This is a genomic window from Jidongwangia harbinensis (assembly GCF_020216025.1).
Taxonomy (GTDB): domain Bacteria; phylum Actinomycetota; class Actinomycetes; order Mycobacteriales; family Micromonosporaceae; genus Actinoplanes; species Actinoplanes harbinensis.
The window spans coordinates 88,858-110,145 of sequence record NZ_JAIWNC010000027.1 but is presented as its reverse complement, the minus strand read 5'-3'; the positions used below and the strand labels follow the sequence as shown (position 1 = coordinate 110,145).

At 72.2% G+C, this 21,288-nt stretch carries 14 protein-coding genes; 9 read left to right on the top strand and 5 right to left on the bottom strand.

From position 1 onward, the window contains the following. Positions 1-18: 18 nt before the first annotated feature. Positions 19-789: an IclR family transcriptional regulator gene (locus LDL48_RS29535; protein ID WP_225258506.1), complete on the bottom strand. Its 771-nt coding sequence runs from the start codon at positions 787-789 to the stop codon at positions 19-21. Between the two features lie 130 nt (positions 790-919). Between LDL48_RS29535 and LDL48_RS29530 the strand changes: the two genes are divergently transcribed. From LDL48_RS29530 to LDL48_RS29500, 4 genes are all read left to right on the top strand, one after another. After that, entirely contained in the window at positions 920-1,789 is an 870-nt protein-coding gene (locus LDL48_RS29530; RefSeq protein WP_225258505.1) for a fumarylacetoacetate hydrolase family protein, read from the top strand. Further along, positions 1,786-3,156 carry an aldehyde dehydrogenase family protein gene (locus LDL48_RS29525; RefSeq protein WP_225258504.1) on the top strand — a complete coding sequence of 457 codons (1,371 nt, stop codon included), beginning with the start codon at positions 1,786-1,788 and terminating at the stop codon, positions 3,154-3,156. The genes LDL48_RS29530 and LDL48_RS29525 overlap by 4 nt, the downstream gene beginning before the upstream one ends. Positions 3,157-3,341: 185 nt before the next feature. Beyond that, the gene (locus tag LDL48_RS44265; RefSeq protein WP_308016509.1) at positions 3,342-7,448 is read left to right on the top strand and encodes a polymorphic toxin-type HINT domain-containing protein; all 4,107 of its coding nucleotides are present in this window, start codon (positions 3,342-3,344) and stop codon (positions 7,446-7,448) included. A 69-nt stretch (positions 7,449-7,517) separates the two neighbouring features. After that, complete coding sequence (locus LDL48_RS29500; protein ID WP_225258503.1) at positions 7,518-8,000, top strand: hypothetical protein; 483 nt, start codon at positions 7,518-7,520, stop codon at positions 7,998-8,000. A 4-nt stretch (positions 8,001-8,004) separates the two neighbouring features. Here LDL48_RS29500 and LDL48_RS29495 read toward each other — a convergent pair whose 3' ends face one another. Then, entirely contained in the window at positions 8,005-9,024 is a 1,020-nt protein-coding gene (locus tag LDL48_RS29495) for a zinc-dependent alcohol dehydrogenase family protein (RefSeq protein ID WP_225258502.1), read from the bottom strand. A gap of 181 nt (positions 9,025-9,205) precedes the next feature. Between LDL48_RS29495 and LDL48_RS29490 the strand changes: the two genes are divergently transcribed. From LDL48_RS29490 to LDL48_RS29475, 4 genes are all read left to right on the top strand, one after another. Beyond that, entirely contained in the window at positions 9,206-10,099 is an 894-nt protein-coding gene (locus LDL48_RS29490) for a helix-turn-helix transcriptional regulator (RefSeq protein WP_225258501.1), read from the top strand. A 61-nt stretch (positions 10,100-10,160) separates the two neighbouring features. Beyond that, on the top strand, positions 10,161-15,440 hold the full coding sequence (locus LDL48_RS29485) for a diguanylate cyclase (RefSeq protein ID WP_225258500.1): 5,280 nt from the start codon (positions 10,161-10,163) through the stop codon (positions 15,438-15,440). A gap of 116 nt (positions 15,441-15,556) precedes the next feature. Beyond that, on the top strand, positions 15,557-16,558 hold the full coding sequence (locus LDL48_RS29480; protein ID WP_225258499.1) for a hypothetical protein: 1,002 nt from the start codon (positions 15,557-15,559) through the stop codon (positions 16,556-16,558). A 227-nt stretch (positions 16,559-16,785) separates the two neighbouring features. Next, positions 16,786-17,769 (top strand): hypothetical protein, encoded by a 984-nt coding sequence (locus tag LDL48_RS29475; RefSeq protein WP_225258498.1) that lies wholly within the window; start codon positions 16,786-16,788, stop codon positions 17,767-17,769. A 56-nt stretch (positions 17,770-17,825) separates the two neighbouring features. On the opposite strand, the gene LDL48_RS29470 is transcribed toward LDL48_RS29475, so the two are convergent. The 3 genes from LDL48_RS29470 to LDL48_RS29460 form a co-directional block, all read right to left on the bottom strand. Then, positions 17,826-18,188, bottom strand: a complete 363-nt coding sequence (locus tag LDL48_RS29470; protein WP_225258497.1) for an SRPBCC family protein — start codon at positions 18,186-18,188, stop codon at positions 17,826-17,828. Between the two features lie 295 nt (positions 18,189-18,483). Next, positions 18,484-19,197: an alpha/beta fold hydrolase gene (locus LDL48_RS29465; RefSeq protein WP_225258496.1), complete on the bottom strand. Its 714-nt coding sequence runs from the start codon at positions 19,195-19,197 to the stop codon at positions 18,484-18,486. A 389-nt stretch (positions 19,198-19,586) separates the two neighbouring features. Next, positions 19,587-20,156 (bottom strand): TetR/AcrR family transcriptional regulator, encoded by a 570-nt coding sequence (locus LDL48_RS29460; protein ID WP_225258495.1) that lies wholly within the window; start codon positions 20,154-20,156, stop codon positions 19,587-19,589. A 102-nt stretch (positions 20,157-20,258) separates the two neighbouring features. Between LDL48_RS29460 and LDL48_RS29455 the strand changes: the two genes are divergently transcribed. After that, positions 20,259-21,221: a zinc-binding dehydrogenase gene (locus tag LDL48_RS29455; RefSeq protein ID WP_225258494.1), complete on the top strand. Its 963-nt coding sequence runs from the start codon at positions 20,259-20,261 to the stop codon at positions 21,219-21,221. Positions 21,222-21,288 lie beyond the last annotated feature (67 nt).

Sequence of the window (21,288 nt, the reverse complement as noted above, 5' to 3'; positions counted from 1 at the left end):
CTGGATCCGGCACGCCGGCTATCGAGGCTGGGCCAGGTATCCCATCCGGGCGGACAGCGTGGCCGCGCCGTCGCGAATCAGCCCGGTCCACTCCACCTGCGCCGCCGGGGTCCAGCGGATGATCGGCGCGGAAAGACTCATCGCGGCGATCGCGGCGCCGGAATGGTCCCGGATCGCCGCGGCGACGCACCGCATGGCGCTGTCGGACTCGCCGATGTCGACCGCGACGCCGTCGGCCCGGACGCTGTCCAGCTCGGCCCGCAGGCGGTCCGGATCGGTGACGCTCTCCGGTGTCATGCCCGGCAGGTCACCCTTCACCAGGAGGGCGTCCAGGGCCGCCGGAGCCAGGTCCGACAGCAGCACCTTGCCGACCGCCGTGCAGTGGGCCGGCAACCGCCGCCCGACCGCGGAGACCATCCGGACCGGGTGCGTGCTGTCGACCTTGACCAGGTAGATGACGTCGGCGCCGTCGAGCACGGCCACGTGGACCGCCTCGTCACACGCGGCGGCCACGTCCCGCGCGACGCTCTGCGCCTCCCGGACCAGGTCGAGCCGGCCGGCGAACGCCGCGCCGAGCTGGAACAGGGGCATGCCGAGCCGGTACTGCACCGGCTGGCCCGGGACGGAGATCAGGTACGAGCGGGCCTCCAGCGTCACCAGCAACTCGTGCACGGTGGTGCGGGGCAGGTCGAGCCGCTCCATCACCTCGCGGGCGGACAGCTGGGGACGGTCCAGAAACAGTTCGAGGATGTCGAGTGCACGGATGACCGCCGGTACCACACGGGGCATGTCGATAGTCCCTTCGCGTTGCCGGACGCGGGTCAGCGATCTCCACGGACCGGCACCTGACGAGGGTAACCGCGTCTCGACGCCAGGCGAACCGCACATTTCCGCATTTACACACACTTAGGATGGCCAAATGCCGATCTCCATTTACCACCTGCGCGCCGGCGGCGCCTCGCGCTGGGCGGTGCGCCAGGACGGCGCCTGGGGCGAACTCGACGGTACTCTCGCCGACCTGCTCGCCCTGCCGCTCGACCAGGCCCGCGCCGTGGTCGAGGCCGCCGCCCGCGACGCCGGCGGCGACATGCCGGGCGACACGACGCTCCCGCCCATCGACCAGCAGGAGGTGTGGGCGGCCGGCGTGACGTACCTGCGCAGCCGCGACGGGCGCAAGGACGAGTCCGACCACGGTTCCCTCTACGACCACGTCTACGACAACGAGCGCCCCGAGATCTTCTTCAAGTCCAGCCCGTGGCGCGTGGTCGGCGACCACGACCCGGTCGGGATCCGCGTCGACTCCGGCTGGGACGTACCCGAGGCCGAGGTGGGCCTGGTGCTCAACGCGGCCGGCGAGGTGTTCGGCTACACCCTGGGCAACGACATGAGCAGCCGGTCGATCGAGGGCGAGAACCCGCTCTACCTGCCACAGGCGAAGATCTACGACCGTTCCTGCTCGCTGGGCCCGGCCATCGTGCCGAGCTGGGCGGTCGGCGCCGATCCCTTCCCGATCGGGGTCCGGGTGCTACGCGACGGACGCGAGGTCTTCGCCGGTACGACCTCGACGTCGGCGATGGCCCGCGGCTTCGAGGACCTGGCCGACTGGCTGTTCCGGGCGCTCAGCTTCCCGGCCGGCGTGATCCTGCTGACCGGCACCGGCGTGGTGCCGGACGCCGACTTCACCACGCAACCCGGCGACACGATCGAGATAACGTCCGAGACACTCGGAACGCTGACCAACCCCGTCGTCGCGGTCGGCGATGCCACCAGTGGAAAGGGACAGTCATGACCACGATCGAGAGCCGCTCCCCGCAAGCGCCGTCGGACGTCGTCGTCCGCTTTCCCGACACCCCCGCGGAGCAGGTGGCGGCGGCCGCCGGCGTTGCCCGTGACGCGGCCACCGGCTGGGCGCGCGGACCGGCGCACGCCCGGGCCGCCGCCCTGCACGCCTGCGCCGAGGCGCTCGCCGCCGCGACCGGCGAACTGACCGATCTGGTGGTCCGCGAGGTCGGCAAGCCGCTCGGCGAGGCGGGCGCCGAGATCGGCCGCGGCGTCGCCATCCTGCGCTACTTCGCGCAGCAGGCGCTGTACCCGGAGGGCGAGGTGTACCCACCGGCCGACGGCGTGTCGCTGCTGCACACCCGGCGCCGTCCGCACGGCGTCGTCGGGCTGATCACCCCGTGGAACTTCCCGGTGGCGATCCCGCTCTGGAAGGCCGCGCCGGCCCTCGCGTTCGGCAACACGGTTCTCCTCAAGCCCGCGCCGCAGTCGTCCGCGGTGGCGCTGCGGCTGGCCGAACTGTTCGCCGGAGCGCTCCCGGACGGCGTACTCACCGTGCTGACCGGCCTCGGCGGAACCGGCGAAGCGGTGGTCGACACCGCGGACGCCGTCTCGTTCACCGGCTCCGTCGCGGCCGGGCAGGCGGTCGCCCGCCGGTCGGTCGCCCGCGGCATCCCGGTGCAGGCGGAGATGGGCGGCCAGAACGCCGCCATCGTGCTGCCGGACGCGGACCAGGAGGCGGCCGCGAAGGCGATCGCCGCGGCGGCCATGGGGTACGCCGGCCAGAAGTGCACCGCCACCAGCCGGGTGATCGTGGTCGGCGATGCCGCACCGTTCGCCGAGCGGCTCGCCGCGGCGGTCGAAGCGCTGCCCACCGGCGACCCGGCGGATCCGGCGACGGTGGTCGGCCCGCTGATCGAGTCGCGGCCGCGCGAGGCGATCCAGGCGGCGGTGCAACGCGCCGGCAAGGGCGGCGCCCGGGTGCTGACCGGCGGCGGCCAGCCGGACCGCGACGGGTGGTTCCAGGCGCCGACGCTGTTGACCGACGTGCCGGCCGGCGACGACCTGCTCAGCGAGGAGTACTTCGGACCGGTCTGCGTGGTGCTGCCCGCGGAGTCGGCCGAGGCCGCGGTACGCACCGCCAACGAGGTACGGCACGGGCTGGTCGCGGGCGTGTACACCCAGCACCTCGGGTCCGCGCTGACCTACGCCAACCAGCTGGACGTGGGGATGGTGAAGGTCAACGCACCGACCACCGGAGTGGACTTCCACGCCCCGTTCGGCGGCGAGAAGGAGTCCAGCTACGGGCCCCGCGAACAGGGCATCGCGGCCCGCGACTTCTACACCCGGACGGTCACCGTGACGATCACCCCGTGAGGCCGCGGGCACCCCGGTGCGGCGAGTCACTCTGATCGATCCGTCACACCAGCTGGGCAGGGTTGTTCGCAGTAACCCGCTTCGATACCGTGAGGCCGCCTTGTACAGCTTCCACGGGGGGTGCCGTCAACGTGCGGTCAATGCTTGCTGTCCTATTCCACTCCAGACGCCCGGTGTCACGCCGCGTGAGATCCATCGCGGCCGTCGTCGTTCTCGTTCTGATCGGCTCCTTCATCTCTCCGGGCGCACCGGCCGCGGCCGACGACGACGTGGCACTGGACCGCCAGGAGGCGGTGTGGGACCTGTCGTCCGGTGGGCCGTCGTTGCGACGGGCGGCCGAGCTGGCCCTGACGGGCTCGGACGAAGACCTGCGTGCGTACCTCGACACCGGTTACCGGACCGCCATGGAGGCCGACGAGCGGGCCTCCGCCCAGATCCTCGCCGCCATGGACGGTCCGGCGATGCGGGCGGCGGCGCAGCGGGCGCTGGCCGGGTCGCGCGCCGACGTGCAGGCGTTCATCGGCGGCGGGTGGCACACCCCGTTCGAGGCCGACGAGCGGGTCCGGGCGCACCAGCTCCTGGAGAGCGGTGGGCCGACGGTGAAGGCGGCGGCGCGCAACGCGCTGGCCGGGACGCCGGAGGACCTGGACGCCTTCCTGTCGTCGGGACGGAACGCGGCCGCGTACGCCGACGACCGGTTGGCGGCCACCCGGATGCTGACCGGGGGCTCGAACAACAGCGGGCCGGTGCTGAACACCGCGGCGCAGCAGGCGTTGCAGGGTACGGCGGAGCAGTTGCGCGACTTCCTCACCTGGGGCCAGTTCACGGCCCGGGCGCGGGACAAGGAGATCGCCGAGGTCCGCGCGCTGACCGAGCAGGCACGTCAGGCCGGACAGGACACCGCCCGGGAGGCGCTGTCGGCGCAGCAGTCCTCGGACCGCGCCGAGGCGGCCGCCGGGCAGGCCAAGAACGCGGCCCAGACCGCGGCCGCGGAGGCGAAGGCCGCCGGCAGTGACGCGGCCAAGGCGACCGCTGCGGCGGGACGTGCGGCGGACGCGGCGGAAGGCGCGGCGGACGCGGCGCGGGAGGCCATCAAGGCGTCGAACTCGGCCATGCGGGCGGCGCGGGTCGCGGCCGACGCGGCCCGGCGCGCCACGTCGGCGGCGTCACTGACGGCGCAGGCGGCGGCGCGGGCCCGGCGCGCGGCATCCGCGGCGCACCTGAACGCGGGCGACGCCCGGCTGGCCCGGGAGGCCGCCGAGGCGGCCCGCGACGCGGCGGCCCGGGCGCGCGAACTGGCGCAGGTGAAGGCCGAGTCCGACCGGGCACAGGCACAGGCACAGGCGGCGGCGCAGGCGGCCAAGCGGGCGAGCGGCAACGCGGCCGCGGCGGGTACCGCGGCGGACGAGGCCGGGCGGCACTCCGGCGTGTCGGCGGCACAGGCCGCACGGGCGCGCAACGCGGCGGCGCAGGCACGCAACGCGGCGGCGACGGCGGACCGCGCGGCGGACCGGGCCGAGTCCCTGGCGGCGTCCGCGGCGCAGGCGTCGCAGGAGGCGTTCGCCTTCGCGGCACGGGCGGCCGAGCACGCGGAGAACGCGGAGCGGGCCGCGCTGGACGCGGCCGTGGCCGCGGAGCAGGGCCGCAAGTCGGCGGAGAAGGCCTTCGAGCACGCCCAGGCGGCGGTGGAGTCGGCGAACCTCGCCGTGCAGGCGGCCGGTGACGCCGACGCCGTGCAGAAGCTGGCCCGTGCCGAGGACGTCGCACGCCGGGCGGAGTGGACCGAGCAGGGCGTGCTGGCGGCGCAGGAGGCGCTGGCGGCCGAGCAGGCGGTGAAGTCGGCCGGTGGCGAGGCCGCGGCCTGGGACCGAACGCTTGCCTGGGACACCGCGGAGCAGGACCGCATCGAGGCGGGCACCCGGACGTCGCTGGATCAGGCGAGTGCGGTCGGCGCACCGAGCGCGGTGGTCCTGGACCACGGCCGGCGGGCGGCGATCACCCTGAGCACGTACGGCGGGGAATGGACGAAGAACGCGGCGGCGACCGCGTTGACCGGCGGCGAGACCGAGATGCGGTCCTGGCTGGCCGAGGGCCGGCGCTTCGCGGCCGGGCAGGACGACCGGGCGCGGGTGTGGCGGCTGATCGACACGCTGCCGGACGGAGCGGAGAAGACCGCGGCCCAGACCGCGCTGGCCGGCGACGACGCGACGGTCGAGGCGTTCCTCCGCACCCGGAACCACGCGGGCAAGACCACGAAGGACCGGCAGCAGGTGTACGCGCTGATCGCCGGCGCCACCGACATGCCGAACCTGAAGGCGGCGGCGCAGAAGGCGCTGGAGGGTACGCCCGCCGACGTGCACCGGTTCCTGCGGGACGGTCAGCACGTGGCCCGGGCCGCGGACGAGCGCCTGCTGGTGTACCGGGCGATGGAATGCGCATGCCCCGAGGTCAAGGCCGCCGCCCAGGTGGCGTTGGCGGGCCCGCCGTCCTACGTGTCGTACTTCCTGAACGTGTCGCGATACGAGGCGGCACAGCGTGACGCCGAGCAGGAAGCGCACGTGCAGGCGGTGCAGTCGCTGGTCCGGCAGGCGCAGCAGTACGCGAACACCGCCCTGACCGACGCCAACAAGGCGGCCGAGGCGGCACAGCGGGCGCGGCAGCAGTCCGCGGACGCCGACAAGTACGCGGCGGCGGCCAAGAAGTCCGCCGAGGTGGCCGACGGTCACCGGCTGAAGGCCGCGGCAGCGGCGGATGCCGCGCAGAAGTCGGCCGAGGAGGCGGCGAAGAGCGCCACCACGGCCCGCAACGCGTCGAACGCGGCGCAGGCCTCCGCGAGCCGGGCGGCGCAGTCCGCCGCCACCGCCACCGCCGCTTCCCAGCGGGCGCAGAAGGACGCCACCGCGGCCTACCGTTCCGCGGAGGCGGCTCGGGCGGACGCGCAGGCGGCCGGCAAGGATGCCGCGGCCGCCGACGTGGCGGCGAAGCAGGCCGCCGCCATCTACGCCACGAAGCTGAAGGAGTGGGAGGCGCAGCAGCGCAACACCGCACCCGGCAGCGGGGCCGACGGTAAGGGCTCCGCCGCGGACGACCACAAGACCTGGGGCTGCATGGTCCTGGACGCCTCCGCGGTGTCCAAGGAATGCCTCATGGTGTACAAGGACTTCGCCGGTGCGTTGATGGACCAGGCCAAGTGCGCCGCTCCGGTCAACCAGAACACCGCCGGCTGCACCATGCTCGCCGACATCAAGGAACTCGTCGGGGAGAACAAGGACCTGCTGCTGGACGTCCTGCAGTTCACCCTCATGGCGTGTGGCCTGGTGCCCGGCGCCGGGGAGGTCTGCGACGGCATCGACGCGGCCGTGTCGTTCGGGCGCGGCGACTACGTCGGTGGTTTCCTCTCCGGATTCTCCGCCATCCCCGTCATCGGGTACCTCGGCACCGGCGCCAAGGCCTTCAAGAACTCGGACAAGCTGCGGTCCATCAAGGAGCTCTTCGAGAAGCTCTTCAAGAAGTGCAGGCGCAGCAGCTTCGTCCCGGGCACCCTGGTCCTGCTCGCCAGTGGCCGCCTGGTGCCGATCGAAGAGGTGGAGAAGGGCACCGAGGTTGCGGCCACCGAGCCGACCGTCGGCGGCACGGTGGACAAGCCGGTAGCGGGCACCAGAAGCGCGGACGGCGTCAAACGGATCATCGACGTCGGCATCGACGACGACGGCGACCCGGACACCGCGCCGAAGATCGTCTCCGCCACCGAGAGCCACCCGTTCTGGGTGCCGGGGCTGAACACGTGGATTCCGGCGTCGGGGCTCGCGGTCGGGCTGCCGCTGCTCAGCGCGGACGGCACCCGGACGCATGTCGCCACCATCGCCGAGCGCACCGTCGCGACGCGGGTGCACAACCTCAGCATCACGGGGATCCCGACGTACTACGTGATGGCGGGCAGTGCCTCGGTCCTGGTGCACAACTGCCCGACGGATGTGCCCAACGATCCGCCCAAGGCGCCGGTCTACGAGAACCCCGGCCACCACGATCCGCACGGCGGACCGAACCCGTACAACCCGAACAAGGCGGTGCTGCCCGCTGACGCGGCGGAGCAGTTCGCCAACAGCATCGAGGTCGCCGGCGTGCGGTGGACCAAGATCGGCCGAGGTAAGAAGGCCGTCTACTACCGTTACTCCAACGACGCGAACGGCAACTGGCACTTCAGCGGAAGCAGCAACGGCGTGCGGAACAACGGCAGGCCGGATCCGATCCCGGATCACCACATTCCGTCCGAGGTCAAGAAACAGAAGTAGTAGTACCGACCGCCCCGTCGCCCGCGACGGGGCGGTCGCATCTATCGGGCATTCGAGAAGAGACGAACGATGACGCGACAGTTCGGTGACCGGGCCACCTTCGGCGTGGAGATCGGCGAGATCGCGTCGCCCGGCCTCCGGGTCGTCGACCTGTGGGCCGCCGACACCTGGCTGACCAGTGACGACAACGCGGCCTACGTACCATCGTTCGTGTTGTCCATGCGGCGGGACGCCGAGCGGGTACGCCGGGGCGACGTCCCGCCCTGCCCCTTCCCGGGCCGCCCACCGCAGGAGATCCACCGGCTCCTGCTGGCCGACCAGACGGAGTTCCGCGAGCAGTTCTGGTTCCTCCAGTGGGGCGAGACCGTGGACAACGTGGCGGCCTTCGCCTACCGGGACGGCGACCTGGTGATCGTCTTCCAAGCGTGGCCGACGAAGCATTCCGTCGCCCAGGACCGGGCCGAGATACTCGCGGTCCGGATCCCTCCGGACGATTTCGCGGCGATCGTGGAGGATGCGGCCGCCGTCCTGGACGCCGAGTCCCCGCGATGAGGCGTCAGACCGTCAGCAGGACCTTAACGGCGGTGCGCCGATCCATTGCCTGGTAGCCCTCTGCCGCCCGGTCCAGCGGCAGGGTGAGGTCGAAGACCTTGCCGGGGTCGATCCGGCGGTCCCAGATCAGCTGAATCAGTTCGGGCAGGAACTGCCGGACCGGCGCGGGGCCACCGTGGAGGTGAACGCCCGCCATGAACAGCTCGTCGCCGGAGATGGCGACGTCGTGCGAGACACCCACGAATCCGACGTGGCCACCGGGACGGGTGGCACGGATGGCCTGCATCATGGCTTCCTGGGTGCCGACCGCCTCGATCACGCTGTGCGCCCCGAGTCCGCCGGTCAGCTCCTTGACCTTCTGGACACCGGCATCGCCGCGTTCGGTGACGATGTCGGTGGCGCCGAACTCCCGCGCGAGCGCCTGCCGGCCGGCGTGCCGGCTGAACGCGATGACGCGCTCGGCGCCCAGTTGCCGGGCCGCCAGGATCCCGAGCAGGCCGACCGCGCCGTCCCCGACGACCGCGACGGTCTTGCCGGGCCCGGACTCGGCCGCCACGGCCGCGAACCAGCCCGTGCCGAGCACGTCGGAGGCCGCCATCAGAGACGGGATGAGATCGGGGTCGGGCTGACCGGGGGTCGCCACCAGGGTCCCGTCGGCAAGCGGGATGCGGGCCAGCTCGCTCTGGGTGCCGATGGCGCCCATCAGGACGCGGTGCACGCAGTACGCCTGGTAGCCGGACCGGCAGATCTCGCAGGTGTTGTCGGACGCGAAGAAGGAGCCGACGACGAAGTCGCCGACCCTGATCTTGCGGACCTCCGACCCGACCTCCTGGACGACGCCGACGTACTCGTGGCCCATCACCTGATGCTCGACCGGCTCGGCACCGCGGTACGGCCACAGGTCGCTGCCGCAGATGCAGGTCGCGCTGAGGCGGATGATCGCATCGGTCGGCTCGACGATCTTCGGGTCGTCACGTTCCTCGACTCGCACGTCCCCGGGCCCGTACATGACCACTCCACGCATCGTGGTGTGCTCCCTTCACCGCTTCGATCAGGCCGGCACGTCACCGACCGGCGGACCCCTCGGTCCCACGGCATCCAGTCAACTGGCCGTACTGAGGAGCAAGAAGTCCCTGCCGATGGGTGTACTGACAGGGCACCCTTCGTCGGTGCCGGGCGGCTCCGGCCCGCCTTACGCTCAACGGGTGGACAACCGTTCCGAGGTGCGCGAGTTCCTGACCACTCGTCGTGCCCGGCTGACGCCCGAGCAGGTCGGCCTGCCGCCGACGCGCAGCCGCCGCGTCCCCGGCCTCCGGCGCAGCGAGGTCGCCGCCGTCGCCGGACTGAGCGTGGAGTACTACGCGCGGCTCGAGCGTGGCCAGATCGCCGGCGCGTCGTCCGGCGTCCTCGAAGCCCTGGCCCGCGCGCTGCAGCTCGACGACACCGAACGCGCCCATCTGTACGACCTGGCCCGCACCGCCGACGGCATCCCGGCCTCGGGCCGGCCCCGACGCCGCCCCGCCGCGAAGGCCGCCTCCCGCCTGAGCCTGCGCTGGGCCCTGGAAGCGATCACCGACGCGGTCGCCTTCGTCCGGGATCCCCACCAGAACCTGCTCGCCACCAACGCTCTCGGCCGTGCGTTCTACGCACCGGTGATCGGCGACGGCGGACGCCTGCCGAACCTGGCCAGATTCCAGTTCCTCGACCCCGCGTCGCACGACTTCTACCCCGACTGGGACCGGTTCGCCGAGATGTGTGTCGGTGTCATGCGCACCGAGGCCGGCCGTGACCCGCACGACCGCGAGCTGCGGGACCTGGTCGGAGAACTCTCCACCCGGAGTGACGTCTTCCGCCGGCTCTGGGCCGACCACAACGTCCGAACCCACGGCACCGGCACGAAGCGGTTCCACCACCCCGTCGCCGGTGCACTCACCCTCGCCTACGAGGAGCTTGCCATCACCGCCGAACCGGGCCTGGTGCTCCATGTGTACACCGCCGAACCCGGCTCACCGTCCGCCGAGCGCCTCCGCCTGCTCGCCTCGTGGGCGGCGACCTCCCCTGCCGACGGAACGTCCGGGTCGCACGGGCGGCACCGGTAGCAGTGCGGTTGCAATCTCCGGGTTAGTGCCGCGGACGCCGCCACCTGACGATTCTGGAGGCATGACGCAGTCCACGGCCCGGCTTGCCGGCGGCAGGCAGGCCGGTGCTCCGGCGACGGGCGACCTCGGTGCGGACGTCGAGTTCGCCGGCCGGATCGGCGGTGGCGCCAACTCGGTCGTCTACCGGGTACGTCGCGGCGGGGCGGACTACGCGTTGAAGATGCTGACCGTCCAGGCTGCGGACAGCGATCGGATGGCGACCGCGTTCTGCCGTGAGGCGGCGCTGCTGGCACGCATCGATCACCCCGGCGTACCCAAGGTGTACGACGTCGGGTACGCCGCCGGCCGCCCGGCGCTGATCATGGAGTTGATCCGCGGGAAGGCCCTGGGTCCGTCGCCCGACGGCACGCTGCCGGGTGAGCCGGCGATCGTGACGGTTGCGCTGGATGTCGCCCTCGCGCTGGCCGCGGCACACCGGGCCGGCCTGGTGCACCGCGACGTCAAGCCGGCCAACATCATGGTCGGCGAGGACGGCCGGGCCCGGCTGATCGACTTCGGGCTTGCCGCCCACCGCCGCGCGGGCCGCGACGACGCCGCCGTCGGCACCTTCGACTACAGCCCGCCGGAGCAGACCGGCATGCTGAACCGCCCGGTCGACGGACGGTCGGACCTGTACGCGCTGGGGATCGTGCTGTTCGAGTACGCGACCGGCGTGCTGCCGTACCGCGCCGACGACGTCGGTGACCTGATCACCATGCACGCCACCGCACCGCTGCCGTCGCCGGGCGCACTGCGGGCCGGCCTGTCCCCCGGCCTGACCACGATCATCCAGCGGCTGATGGCGAAGGACCCGGACGACCGCTTCGCCGGCGCCGCGGACCTCGTGTCCGCGCTCCGGGACCTGCCGCAGGCGCCGGCGAGTGGCCGTGCCGAGATCCCGGCGGCGGGCATCCGGCTGGCCGGCCGGGCCGACGAGATGGCGGCACTGACCGCCCGGTGGGAACGGGCCCGGCGCGACGTGGGCGGCATGGTGCTGATCAGCGGCGCCGCCGGCGGCGGCAAGTCGGGGCTGGCGCAGGCCCTGGCCGACATCGCCGCCCGGGACGGCGCCCTGGTGCTGCGCGGCAAGTGCGACGTCGACGCGTCGCTGCCGATGGCGGCGCTGCGGACCGCGGTCGAGGAACACCTCCGCGGCGTCGCGAGCCTGCCGGCCGAGCAGCGAGCGACCGCCGTGGCGGCTCTCCGGTCGGCCGCCGGTGCGGGTGCCAGCCTGCTGCGGCCGCTGTCACCCACGCTGGACCTTCTGCTGGATGCGCCCGCGCTGAGCGCCGACGACCGGCGCGACCAGTTCTCCGGCGCCGTGGCGTCGTTCCTGACCGGGCTCGCCGCCGGCGGGAACGCGGGCGGGCTGCTGGTGCTCGACGACGTGCAGTGGCTGGACGAGGCCAGCCGCGGCGTCGTCCGCCGGCTCGCCGAGGAGATCGCCGGCACTCCCCTGCTGATCGTGGCCACGGTCCGTGACGACGACGCCGCCGCGTCCACCCGCCAGGCCTTCGAGGACGCGGCCGGGGCGGCTCTCGACCTGCACCTGCCGGTCGGCCCCCTGACCGACGACGACACCGCAGAGCTGATCCGGTCGTTCCTGTCCGCCTCGGCGATCGAATCAGCGGTCGTCGCGGAGATCGGCGCCCGCTGCCAGGGCAACCCGTTCACGATCCTGGAGTACCTGCGTTCGCTCATCGACGTCGGGGCGCTGCGGCCGTCCTGGGGGACCTGGCGGTTGGACACCCGGCAGCTGCAGGAGATCAACCTGCCGACGGACGTCATCGCCCTGGTCCTAGCGCGGGTGCAGGGCCTGGACGAACCCGTCCGGGAGGTGCTGACCGCCGCCGCCGCGATCGGCGGCATCGTCGACCCCGCCCTGCTCTCCGAGGTGGTGGATGCGGAGCCGATGGTCCCGCTCGCCGAGGCGGCCGGCCGCGGGCTGCTCCATCCGCACGGCGACGCGTACGCCTTCGTGCACGACCGCATCCGGGAGGCGCTGCTGTCCGGCGTCTCCCCCGCACAGCTGCGCGCCCTGCATCAGCGCATCGCCACGGTCCTGGACCGGCGCGCGCCCACCGCCCCGGCCGACGTGTACGCCATCGCCCGCCACTACGCCGACGGCGGCAGCGACGAGACCGCGGACCGGCTGTTCGCCACCGGATTGGCCGCCGGGCAGCTCGCCCTCGACGAGAACGCACCCGACGCGGCGCTCGCGTTCCTGGAGTCGGCGGCGGAGGCGGCCCCGCGGGCGGGGATCGAGCCGGACAGCCGCTTCCGGGAGGCCCTCGGCGTCGCCTACTGGTCGACCGGCCGGGTGGACGCCGCCGTACACCAGCTGGAGGCGGGGCTGGCCGACGAGATCGCGCCGGTGCGCCGTGCCGCGCTCCTGCTGCAGCTCTCCCACGTGCGGCGGACGAACTGGGACCTGACCGGGGCGCTCTCCTGCGCCCGCCAGGGCCTCGACGAACTCGGCACCGGCGTACCCGAGAATCCGGTCCTGTTCGCCCTGACCACGGCCCGGATCATGGTGCGGTGGCTGGCCACCGGCAGCCGGCCGCCGGCCACCGAGCCGGCCACCGGCGAGGCAGCCGAGCGTCTGCGTCTGCGGGTGCTGCTGGGCCGGGCCGCGGTCGCCGCCGCGGCCATCGACCTCAAGCACGGGCAGGTCGTCGAATTCACGCTGAACGCGGCTCCGTTCGCGCATCGCCTCGGCGCCACCGACGGCTATCTCCTCCACCTGTCCGCGATCGGCTCGGTGGCCGGGTCGATGGGGCTGCGCCGGCGCCGCGACCGCATCTTCCGGCAGGCGAAGAACCTCGCCAATGAGCTCGGTGACCCGAAGGCGTACGCCAACGCGGCCTGGTACGAGGCGTTCTCCAAGGTGCTGGGCAAGGAGATCCTGGTCCACGAGTGGGCCGACGTGTGCGAGACGCACCGCCGGTACCTGGAGGTGGACTTCTACACCAACATCCTGCTCATGCGCGGCCGTGACCTCGTCCAGCGCGGCTACGCCACCGAGGCGCTGATCTGGCACGACCGTGGCCGCAGCCGCATCTCACCGGCCGCCGCGGACACGTTCCCCGGCTTCTCCGTGCTGTCCGACATGGCCCACGCGCTGCTCGGCCGGTCCGGTGAGGAGCCCCAGGCCCTGGCCGCCCGGTCGGCGGAACCGCTCGACGTCGGGCACCGCATCCAGTTCGCCCTCGGGGCCGTGCAGACCGCGCTGGAGCAGGACGAGCTCGGCGAATCCTTCGAGCAGGCGGTGCAGGCGTTCGACGCGATGCGCCTGTCACTGGCGGCGATCTTCACCGAGTACCGCATGTACTACGCCTACGTCGCGTTCGCGCGCCTGACCCAGCTGCACCGTGCCGAGAACGCCGGATCCGAGGAGCAGGCCCGGCTCCTCACCGCGGCCCGGACGGCGGTGCGGGACCTGACCCGGGCGGCGCACAAGACCGGGCCCGCCGCCGGGCCGATGGCGCTGACGCTGCTGCGCGGATACGACCTGGTGGCGACGGCGAGCCTGGCGCAGCTGCGCGGCCGGCCCGCCGAAGCGCTGCGCGTCCTCGCGAAGGGCGAGGAAGCCCTGGTCCGCCTGGACGCTCCCCTGGTGCAGTACGAGGCGGCCCGGGTCCGCGCGCGGGCCCTGGCCGCCCTGGGCGAGCACGCCGTTTCGGCACGACAGGCCGGCGCCGCGCTCGCGGTCGCCGCCGAGCAGGGCTGGGCGCGGCGGGTGCGCTGGGTCCGGACGGAGTTCGGCGCGGCGGTGGCAGCCGGCACGCGCCGCGGCGGCGACCGCTTCGGCAGCCGGCACCTGACCACGACGATCGATCCGTACCGGCGGAGGCTGGAGGCCCTGCAGCAGGTCAGCATGGCCGCCGCCCAGGTGGTCGACCCGGACAAGGTGGCCCGGGTGGCGCTGGACGAGACCCTTCGCATCCTCGGCGCCGAGCGGGCGATCCTGTTCCTCGTCGACGAGGCCGACGGTTCCCTGGCACCCCGGATCGGCCGGACGTCGGCCGGCTCGGACCTGGCCGAGATGGCCACGTACTCGTCGACCCTGGTGACCCGGGTGGCCGCCGAACGGCAGCCGATGGTGGTCACCGGAAGCGAGGACGGAGCGGCTCTGGGTTCGCGCAGCGCCGTCGTCTTCGGCCTGCGCAGCATTCTGATCGCACCGCTGGAACTGGACGGCCGGCTCACCGGCGTGGTGTACCTGGACAGCCGGATCGCGAAGGGCGTGTTCACCGAGGCGGACGTGGACATCCTCACCGCCGTGTCGAGCCACATCGCGGCGTCCCTGGCCACCGCCCGGGCCGCCCAGCTGGAAGTCACCGTGCGCGCCGTCCGCGAGCAGCGCGACACCGCCGAACTCATGCGTACGGCGCTGAGCGAGCTGACGTCCACCGTCGAACCGGTCGAGGTGCTGGAGAAGCTCCTCGGCATCATGGCCCGCACGCTGCCCGCCGATCGGCTCTGCGTCGCGCACCTGGACGGTGCCCGGTGCACCGTCCTGACCCGCGGCCCGATCGACGCCGCGGCGGTCGGCGATGGGCTGCAGACGGCCGTCCCGCGCGCCGCCCACGGCGACGGTGCGGCCCCTCCGGCCGCCGTCGCCGCGGTGCTCGGCGACACCGGCAGCTGGTTGGCGGTCCCCCTCGACGTGCGCGGCCACGGCCGCGGAGTGCTGCTCGCCGGCGCATCCGAACCCGGCCGGCTGCTGCCGGCGCACGCGGAACTGCTGTCCGCGCTCGCCGGACAGGCATCGGCCGCGTACGAGAACGCCCGCCTGTTCGCGACCGTGCAGCAGCTCGCGACCACCGACGAGCTGACCGGGGTCTACAACCGGCGGCAGTTCACCGCGGCGGCCACCACCCAGCTGGAGGTCGCCCGACGCGGTCACCGCCCGATGACGGCCATGATGCTGGACATCGACCACTTCAAGGACGTCAACGACACCTACGGTCACGCGGCCGGAGACGACGTCATCCGCGCGGTCGCCACGGTCCTGCGGCGCAACGTACGCCGGCCGGATGTCTTCGGCCGGTACGGCGGCGAGGAGTTCGCCGTCGTACAGAGCGAGGTGCACGGCGATCCCATCGACCTCGGCGAGCGCATGCGTGCGGCGGTCGAGGCCATCACCGTGACCGGGCACGGCGAGCCGATCACCGTGACGATCAGTGTCGGACTGGCCGAGCTGAAGCCGGACGACACGCTGGACACCCTGCTCGGACGAGCCGACCACGCGCTCTACCGCGCGAAGGAGGCCGGACGCAACCGGGTCGTCGCGGGCTGACTCCCGGCGCGGACCGGGCGCCTACGCCGCGGCTGACCCGACGCCGGTGACAGGACGCAGGTACGTTCGGGCAAGATCGTTTACCTGCGGCAAGGGGACGGCTCAAGGTGTGTCCCATGCCCGTTACCTGGTCCGACGAGGTGCAGTCGGTGTTCGCCGGCGACCTGGTCACCGTATCCGCCTATCTGACCCCCGCGGGCGGGGCGGTCGTCGTCCCGGTCAGCCCCGTCGGCCTGGTCGACCGCGACGCCGGCAGCGTCGCCATGACCACGTCGCTCGCCTTCCCCGGCAAGCTGAAGCGCCTGCTCCAGGAGCCGCGGGTCGCGATGGCCTACCACACGCGGGAGCACGGCTTCGCCACCAGCTCCCGCCTCGTGCTCGCCCAGGGCACCGCCGTGGTGCCCGCCGAGCCGTCGCCGCAACAACTCGCCCTCGTCACCGAGCAGGCCGGCCGGTTCTTCGGCGACCTGCCGACCGGCCGGTTCTGGAACTGGGCGCTGCGCGAATACGTCGAACACCGCCTGGTCATCGACATCCCCCTGATCCGCGTCGTGTCCTGGCCCGACCCGCACGCCACCGGCACCCCGGACGTGTCGGGTGCCCCCCAACCCGAGCCACCGGCCGCGCAGAAGCCGCCCGCCAAGGGCACCGGCCCGCGCGTCGACACCGCAAAGTTCGCCCGCCAGGCCCGGAAGATGCCACACCACGTCATCGCCTACCGCGGCGGCGACGGATACCCGGTCATCGCGCCGGTCCGGGTGACCGGTCACAGCGAACGCGGCCTGCACCTCGACGTCACCCCCGGCCTGCTCCCGCCGGGCGGCCGCCGCGCCGGGTTCGCCGCGCACGCGTTCCGACCGCAGGCCGCCGGGGTGTCCAACCGGATCGGCACCGGCTGGCTGGAGGTCACCGACGACACCGCCGTCTGGGCGCCGCACACCGCGGGCGGGTTCAGCTCGCCGCCCAACAAGACCTTGCACCTGCTCGGCAACGGCCTGCTGTCGAAGTACCTCATCCGGAAGCTGCGCCGCACCGGCGCCCTGGACGAACTGGCCCGGGCCCGGGCCGAGATGCGGGGCGAGCAGCAGGCAGGACGCGAGCAGGGCGCCGACCGCTAGGGTACGCAGCCGCCGTGTCGCGCCGCCGTGGAGAGCCGGGGTAGCGGCCGTGGGCCGCCCGGTAGTCGGTTCGACGGGGGTGCAGCCCGCATGGTGCGCCGGATCTCGCGGCAGTCCAGGCAGACTGCACGGTATGGAAGCCGCATCATGGCCAGTCACCGCGCACGGCAAGCTGCAGCGGATCGCCGATGCCCCGGAGCCGGGCTGACATGACCAAGTACGCCTACGTGTACGTCGGCAGCGACGCGAAGCGAAACTTCGAGATCGGTATGAACGGCCTCATCTGGGGCTGGAAGAACCCCCGCTACGGCCCACTGGCCTCAGCGGCGACCGACTGGCTGGAGAACCCGTCTCAGCCGACCTATCTCGCGTTCGTGCAGGCGGTGTCACCGGCCACGCCGATCCGTGGCTGGCCGCGAACAGCCGACGGAAACCTCGAGCCGTGGCAGACCGCAACCTACGGCGCGATCACCATCGCACGAGTCACCGGAACAATGTTCCGGGCGGTCACCCCGGTATGGCCCGACGCACCCTACGAATTCCGCATCCGCTTCGACTCCGTGGTGCCGCTGGGCGGCTTCAACGGCAGCCGGCTCCGGCCGGAAGCTGTCGCCGCGATCCGCGACTCGACACTTCGCCGTGGCGTGCCGATACTCGGCCCCGAACCGCTGGTGGACGACGACGCCCTGACGGAGCGCGACGTCGCGGAAATGCTGCGGGCCGGGGCCTCCGCCGAAGCGGGTGCGATCCTGGACGCCGACGGGCCGAACGTGGGCTTCGAGATACCGGACCGGCTCCTCGACGGACTCGACAATCTCGACGGCCTGGCCCGCACCGTCGTGCGGTTGGAGCAGCGTCGGCTACGCCGCAGCCGGTTCGGCCCGCGCGTCCGCATCACCTGCGCCATCTGCGGCCGCCTTCTGCCGGTCGCCCTCGTTCGGCTGGCCCATATCAAACGGCGCGCCGAGGCCGACCGCAACGAACGCCTGCAGCTGGCGAACACCATGCCGGCCTGCACACTCGGCTGCGACGAACTCTTCGAGCGCGGTTACCTCACGGTCAGCGCCTCCGGCATCGTCACCGGCAACCCGAGGAAGCAGGCCACCGACGACCTCCGGCGGGTGGTCAAGGACCTCACGGGCCGCCACCTGCACGGCTATCAGCCGGACCAGGAGCCGTTCTTCGCCTGGCACCGGACGCGCCACCAGTAAGTCGCACCGCGTCGTTCGCGTTCGACCCGGACGAGCAGATTGCACGTGTCCGGCCGTCAGCGGGATTGCCGCTCCACGTCCCGGGCCATCGCTCGCAGGGTGGCGCCGAAGCCGACCCGCCCGGCGAAGGACAGCAACGGCCCGGCACGTCCGGTGACCCGATGCGGAGTCACGGTCACGTCCTCGTCCCAATCGACACGGCAGCGACCGGCAGCCAGCGGAATCACCGAGAACCCGGCGCGGCCGAGCACCACCCGGCCACGCTTGGCCACCTCGCAGCGGCCCGGCTCGTCACCCGGCGCGTTGCCGCCCGGTGGCTGCCACACCTCCACCGTCATCGGGTCGTCGAAGGCCGACCAGCCGATCCCGGTCCGGGCGACGAACTCCGCGCCGGCGCCGTCGGGCCGGGAGGTCGTCACCCGTACCGCCGTCAACGGTGCCCAGTCACCGTGCCGGCGCCGGTCCACCAAGGCAAGCCCCCAGACGCCGGCAGAAACAGAGGGTCGCCGGCCGGGAAGCAGATGGCAACCCCATCAGCGGGTTCGGCGGTCAGATAGCCGCCATCTGCCGCTCGCAAGCCGCAACCCTCGCCACGCGCAACGCCAAGGAACATCCAAGATCAGGGAGCTGGGTCTCCGGGAAGATGTTCCGGGTCCGGCGAAGCTGAGCCTCGTTCCCTTCGCGCGAGGCGACCGTTGTGGTCCACCGCGCCCGTCAACCGCTTGTCGTGGTCTTGAGCAGCGCCGCGGCCACCTCGTCCGGGTGGGTGAGCAACGCTTCGTGGGTGCCGGGCACCATGACCGGCTCGACGCCGAGGCGGGCGGCCAACTCGACGCCCGGCGCCGCGAGCGCGATGTCACGCTCGGCGAGCAGATAGCTGAGAGGTACGCCGAGAGTCGCCAGCCCGTCGACGTCGAGCGACTCGAGGATGTATCCCCCGGGCTGCGGCGTCAGTTGGTCGAAGACGAACCGCTGCAGGTCGGGCGACTCGTCCTGCATGAGCCGGGTCCGGAAGGTCTCGAAGTCGATGGGGACGGTGTCGTCGGGCGACGCCTCGACCGTCGCACGGATCCACGCTTTGGTTTGCGGCCCGAGCGCGTCGGCCATCGACTCGCCGCGCCTCGGGATGAACCCGCTGAAGAAGGCGATGTGCGCGAGCCGGTCGGCGATCCGGGGAGCAGCGCCAGTGATCGGAATGCCGGCGAAGCTATGCCCGACGAGCACGACGTCGACCAGGTCGCGTCGCTGCACCTCATCGACGATGTGGTCAACGGCGTCCGCGAGGCTCAGCCCGGTGGGATCGTCACCCATCGCGAGGCCCGGCAACGTCAACGCGTACGCCCGGTGCCCGGCGGCCCGCACCCGCTGCCCGACGGGATGCCAGCACCAGCCGCCGTGGTTGACCCCTGGAACGAATACGAAATTCATGGCCCAGACCTTAGGTACGCCCCTTGGCCGTCATCCGCCGAGAAGTCTCTTCGGCCCCCCATTCGTGCCCCATTCCCCTCGGCGTCCGCACCCGACCGGCAGCACTCGGGCGGTCGCCTCGACACTCGAGGGAGCATCCGGCGAGCACCGGACCGGCGCCGGGAAGATCGAAACGATCGCTCTTATCACGTCACCGCTCCCCCGCCGGAATACCCCACGACGGCTTCACACCGCTGCGCGGTACAGGTCCATCGCGCGATGATCACGTGCGCACTTCTGCCGAGGACAGCGCTGACGGCCACGGCGTTGGAACCATTCCACTTCGACTCGGCCGTTATGAGAGTGGGCAGGACGCGACCGGACCACGGGGGTATCGCGGTGAGTGCCGATCAAGCGCGGAATGCCCGGATCGCGAGCGCGGCAAAGCGGCGGGAGGCAGCAACCCGAGCGTTCGTCGATCTGGTGTGCAGGCCGCCGTTGGCCATCAGCATGAGGATGAGGTCGTCCAAGACGAAGTCTGCCCGCAGCTGGCCGGCGTCCTTGGCGCGGCGCGCGAGCTCGGCGAGCGAGGTGAGCGCGTGTTCGCGCTCCGCGGCAAGATCCATGGCATAGGGGAAGGCCGAGGTGAACGCTGTGGTGAAGCCCCGGTTTCGTGCGTGCAGTTCACAGAGCTTCTCGATCACAAGGCAAAATCCGTGCCACGGATTCGGGTCGGCAAGCCCCTCCTCGACAATGGTGTGGCACGCAGACATCTGCTCTGTGAAGGCCTCAGTGGCTAGCGCCTGCTTGGTGGGAAAGCGGCGGTACAAGGTGGCGGGGCCGACCCTGGCGCGCCGGGCTATCTCGCGCATCGGCACGTCCAGGCCTTCGGCGGCGAACACTGCCCGAGCCGCGTCGAGGATGCGCGCGCGGTTGTCCAGGGCGTCCGAACGCAGCGTCTGAGGCAAACGGCCGATCACTCTCTCACTTTAGCTAGAACGGACGCCGGCGCCCGCTACCGTCCCCAGCAGCCAGGGGGTCGCCCAACGGCGGCTTTGATCGAGCCACCAAGAGGGACAACGGTGAAGGCAGTCGCGATCAAGGAGTTCGGGGGCCCCGAGGGGCTTACAGTCATCGATATCTCTGGCCGGGCTCCCGCTCAGGGGCAGGTGTCGATCGCCACTGAGGCGATCGGGGTTGGAGGCGTCGACGTCGTGATCCGCAGTGGTGCTCTCGCTGCCTACGGCTTCCGGGAGGGTCATGTCCCGGGCGGTGAGGTGGCGGGGACGGTGACCGCGGTGGGCGATGGTGTCGACCCCGCATGGGTCGGGCAGCGCGTGTGGGCGTTCACCGGTACGGGCGGCGGCTACGTCGAGCAGGCAATTGCGCCGATCGCAGAGGTCTTGCCCCTCCCCGCGAGCCTTTCCGCTGTCGACGCCGTGACGCTCGGGAGCTCCGGGGTCGTGGCCCACTTCGGTCTCTCCCACGCCTGCTTCTCTTTGGGGGAGGCCGTGCTGGTGCGCGGCGCGGCCGGCAGCATCGGGATCATGACGGTCCAGCTCGCGGCGAAGGTTGGTGCCGGTGCCGTGGCAGTCACCACCTCTTCCCATGAGCGCGGCCGTCGACTGCGTGACCTCGGTGCGACCCACGTGCTGGACCGCTCCGGAGAAGGAGAGGCGGACGCTCCCGCAGGCTACGACGTCATCATTGATGTCGTCGCAGGTGAGGACATGCCTTCGTTCTTCGACAGGCTCAACCCTAACGGTCGACTCGTGGCCGTCGGCGCAGTCGGTGGCCAGCCGCCCGCTGATTTCGGCACGAAGTTGATGGCCGGGTTCCAGAAGTCGATGTCCTTCGCCACCTTCAGCGCCGCAACCGTAGCGGAGCCCGCTCGACGTGCCGTGCGGATGGAGCAGTTCGCTGCCGCGGGTCGTGGCGAGCTCCAGACGGTGGTGCACGAGGTGCTGCCGCTGGAGCATGCCGTGCTGGCGCACCAAAAGATGGACGCTGGCGAGGTCTTCGGGAGGATCGTGCTGACCCCGTAGTCACCTGATCACGCCAGCTGACGATGTGGCTCGCGAAGCACGACGTCCCAGGGATCGTCGTCCAAGC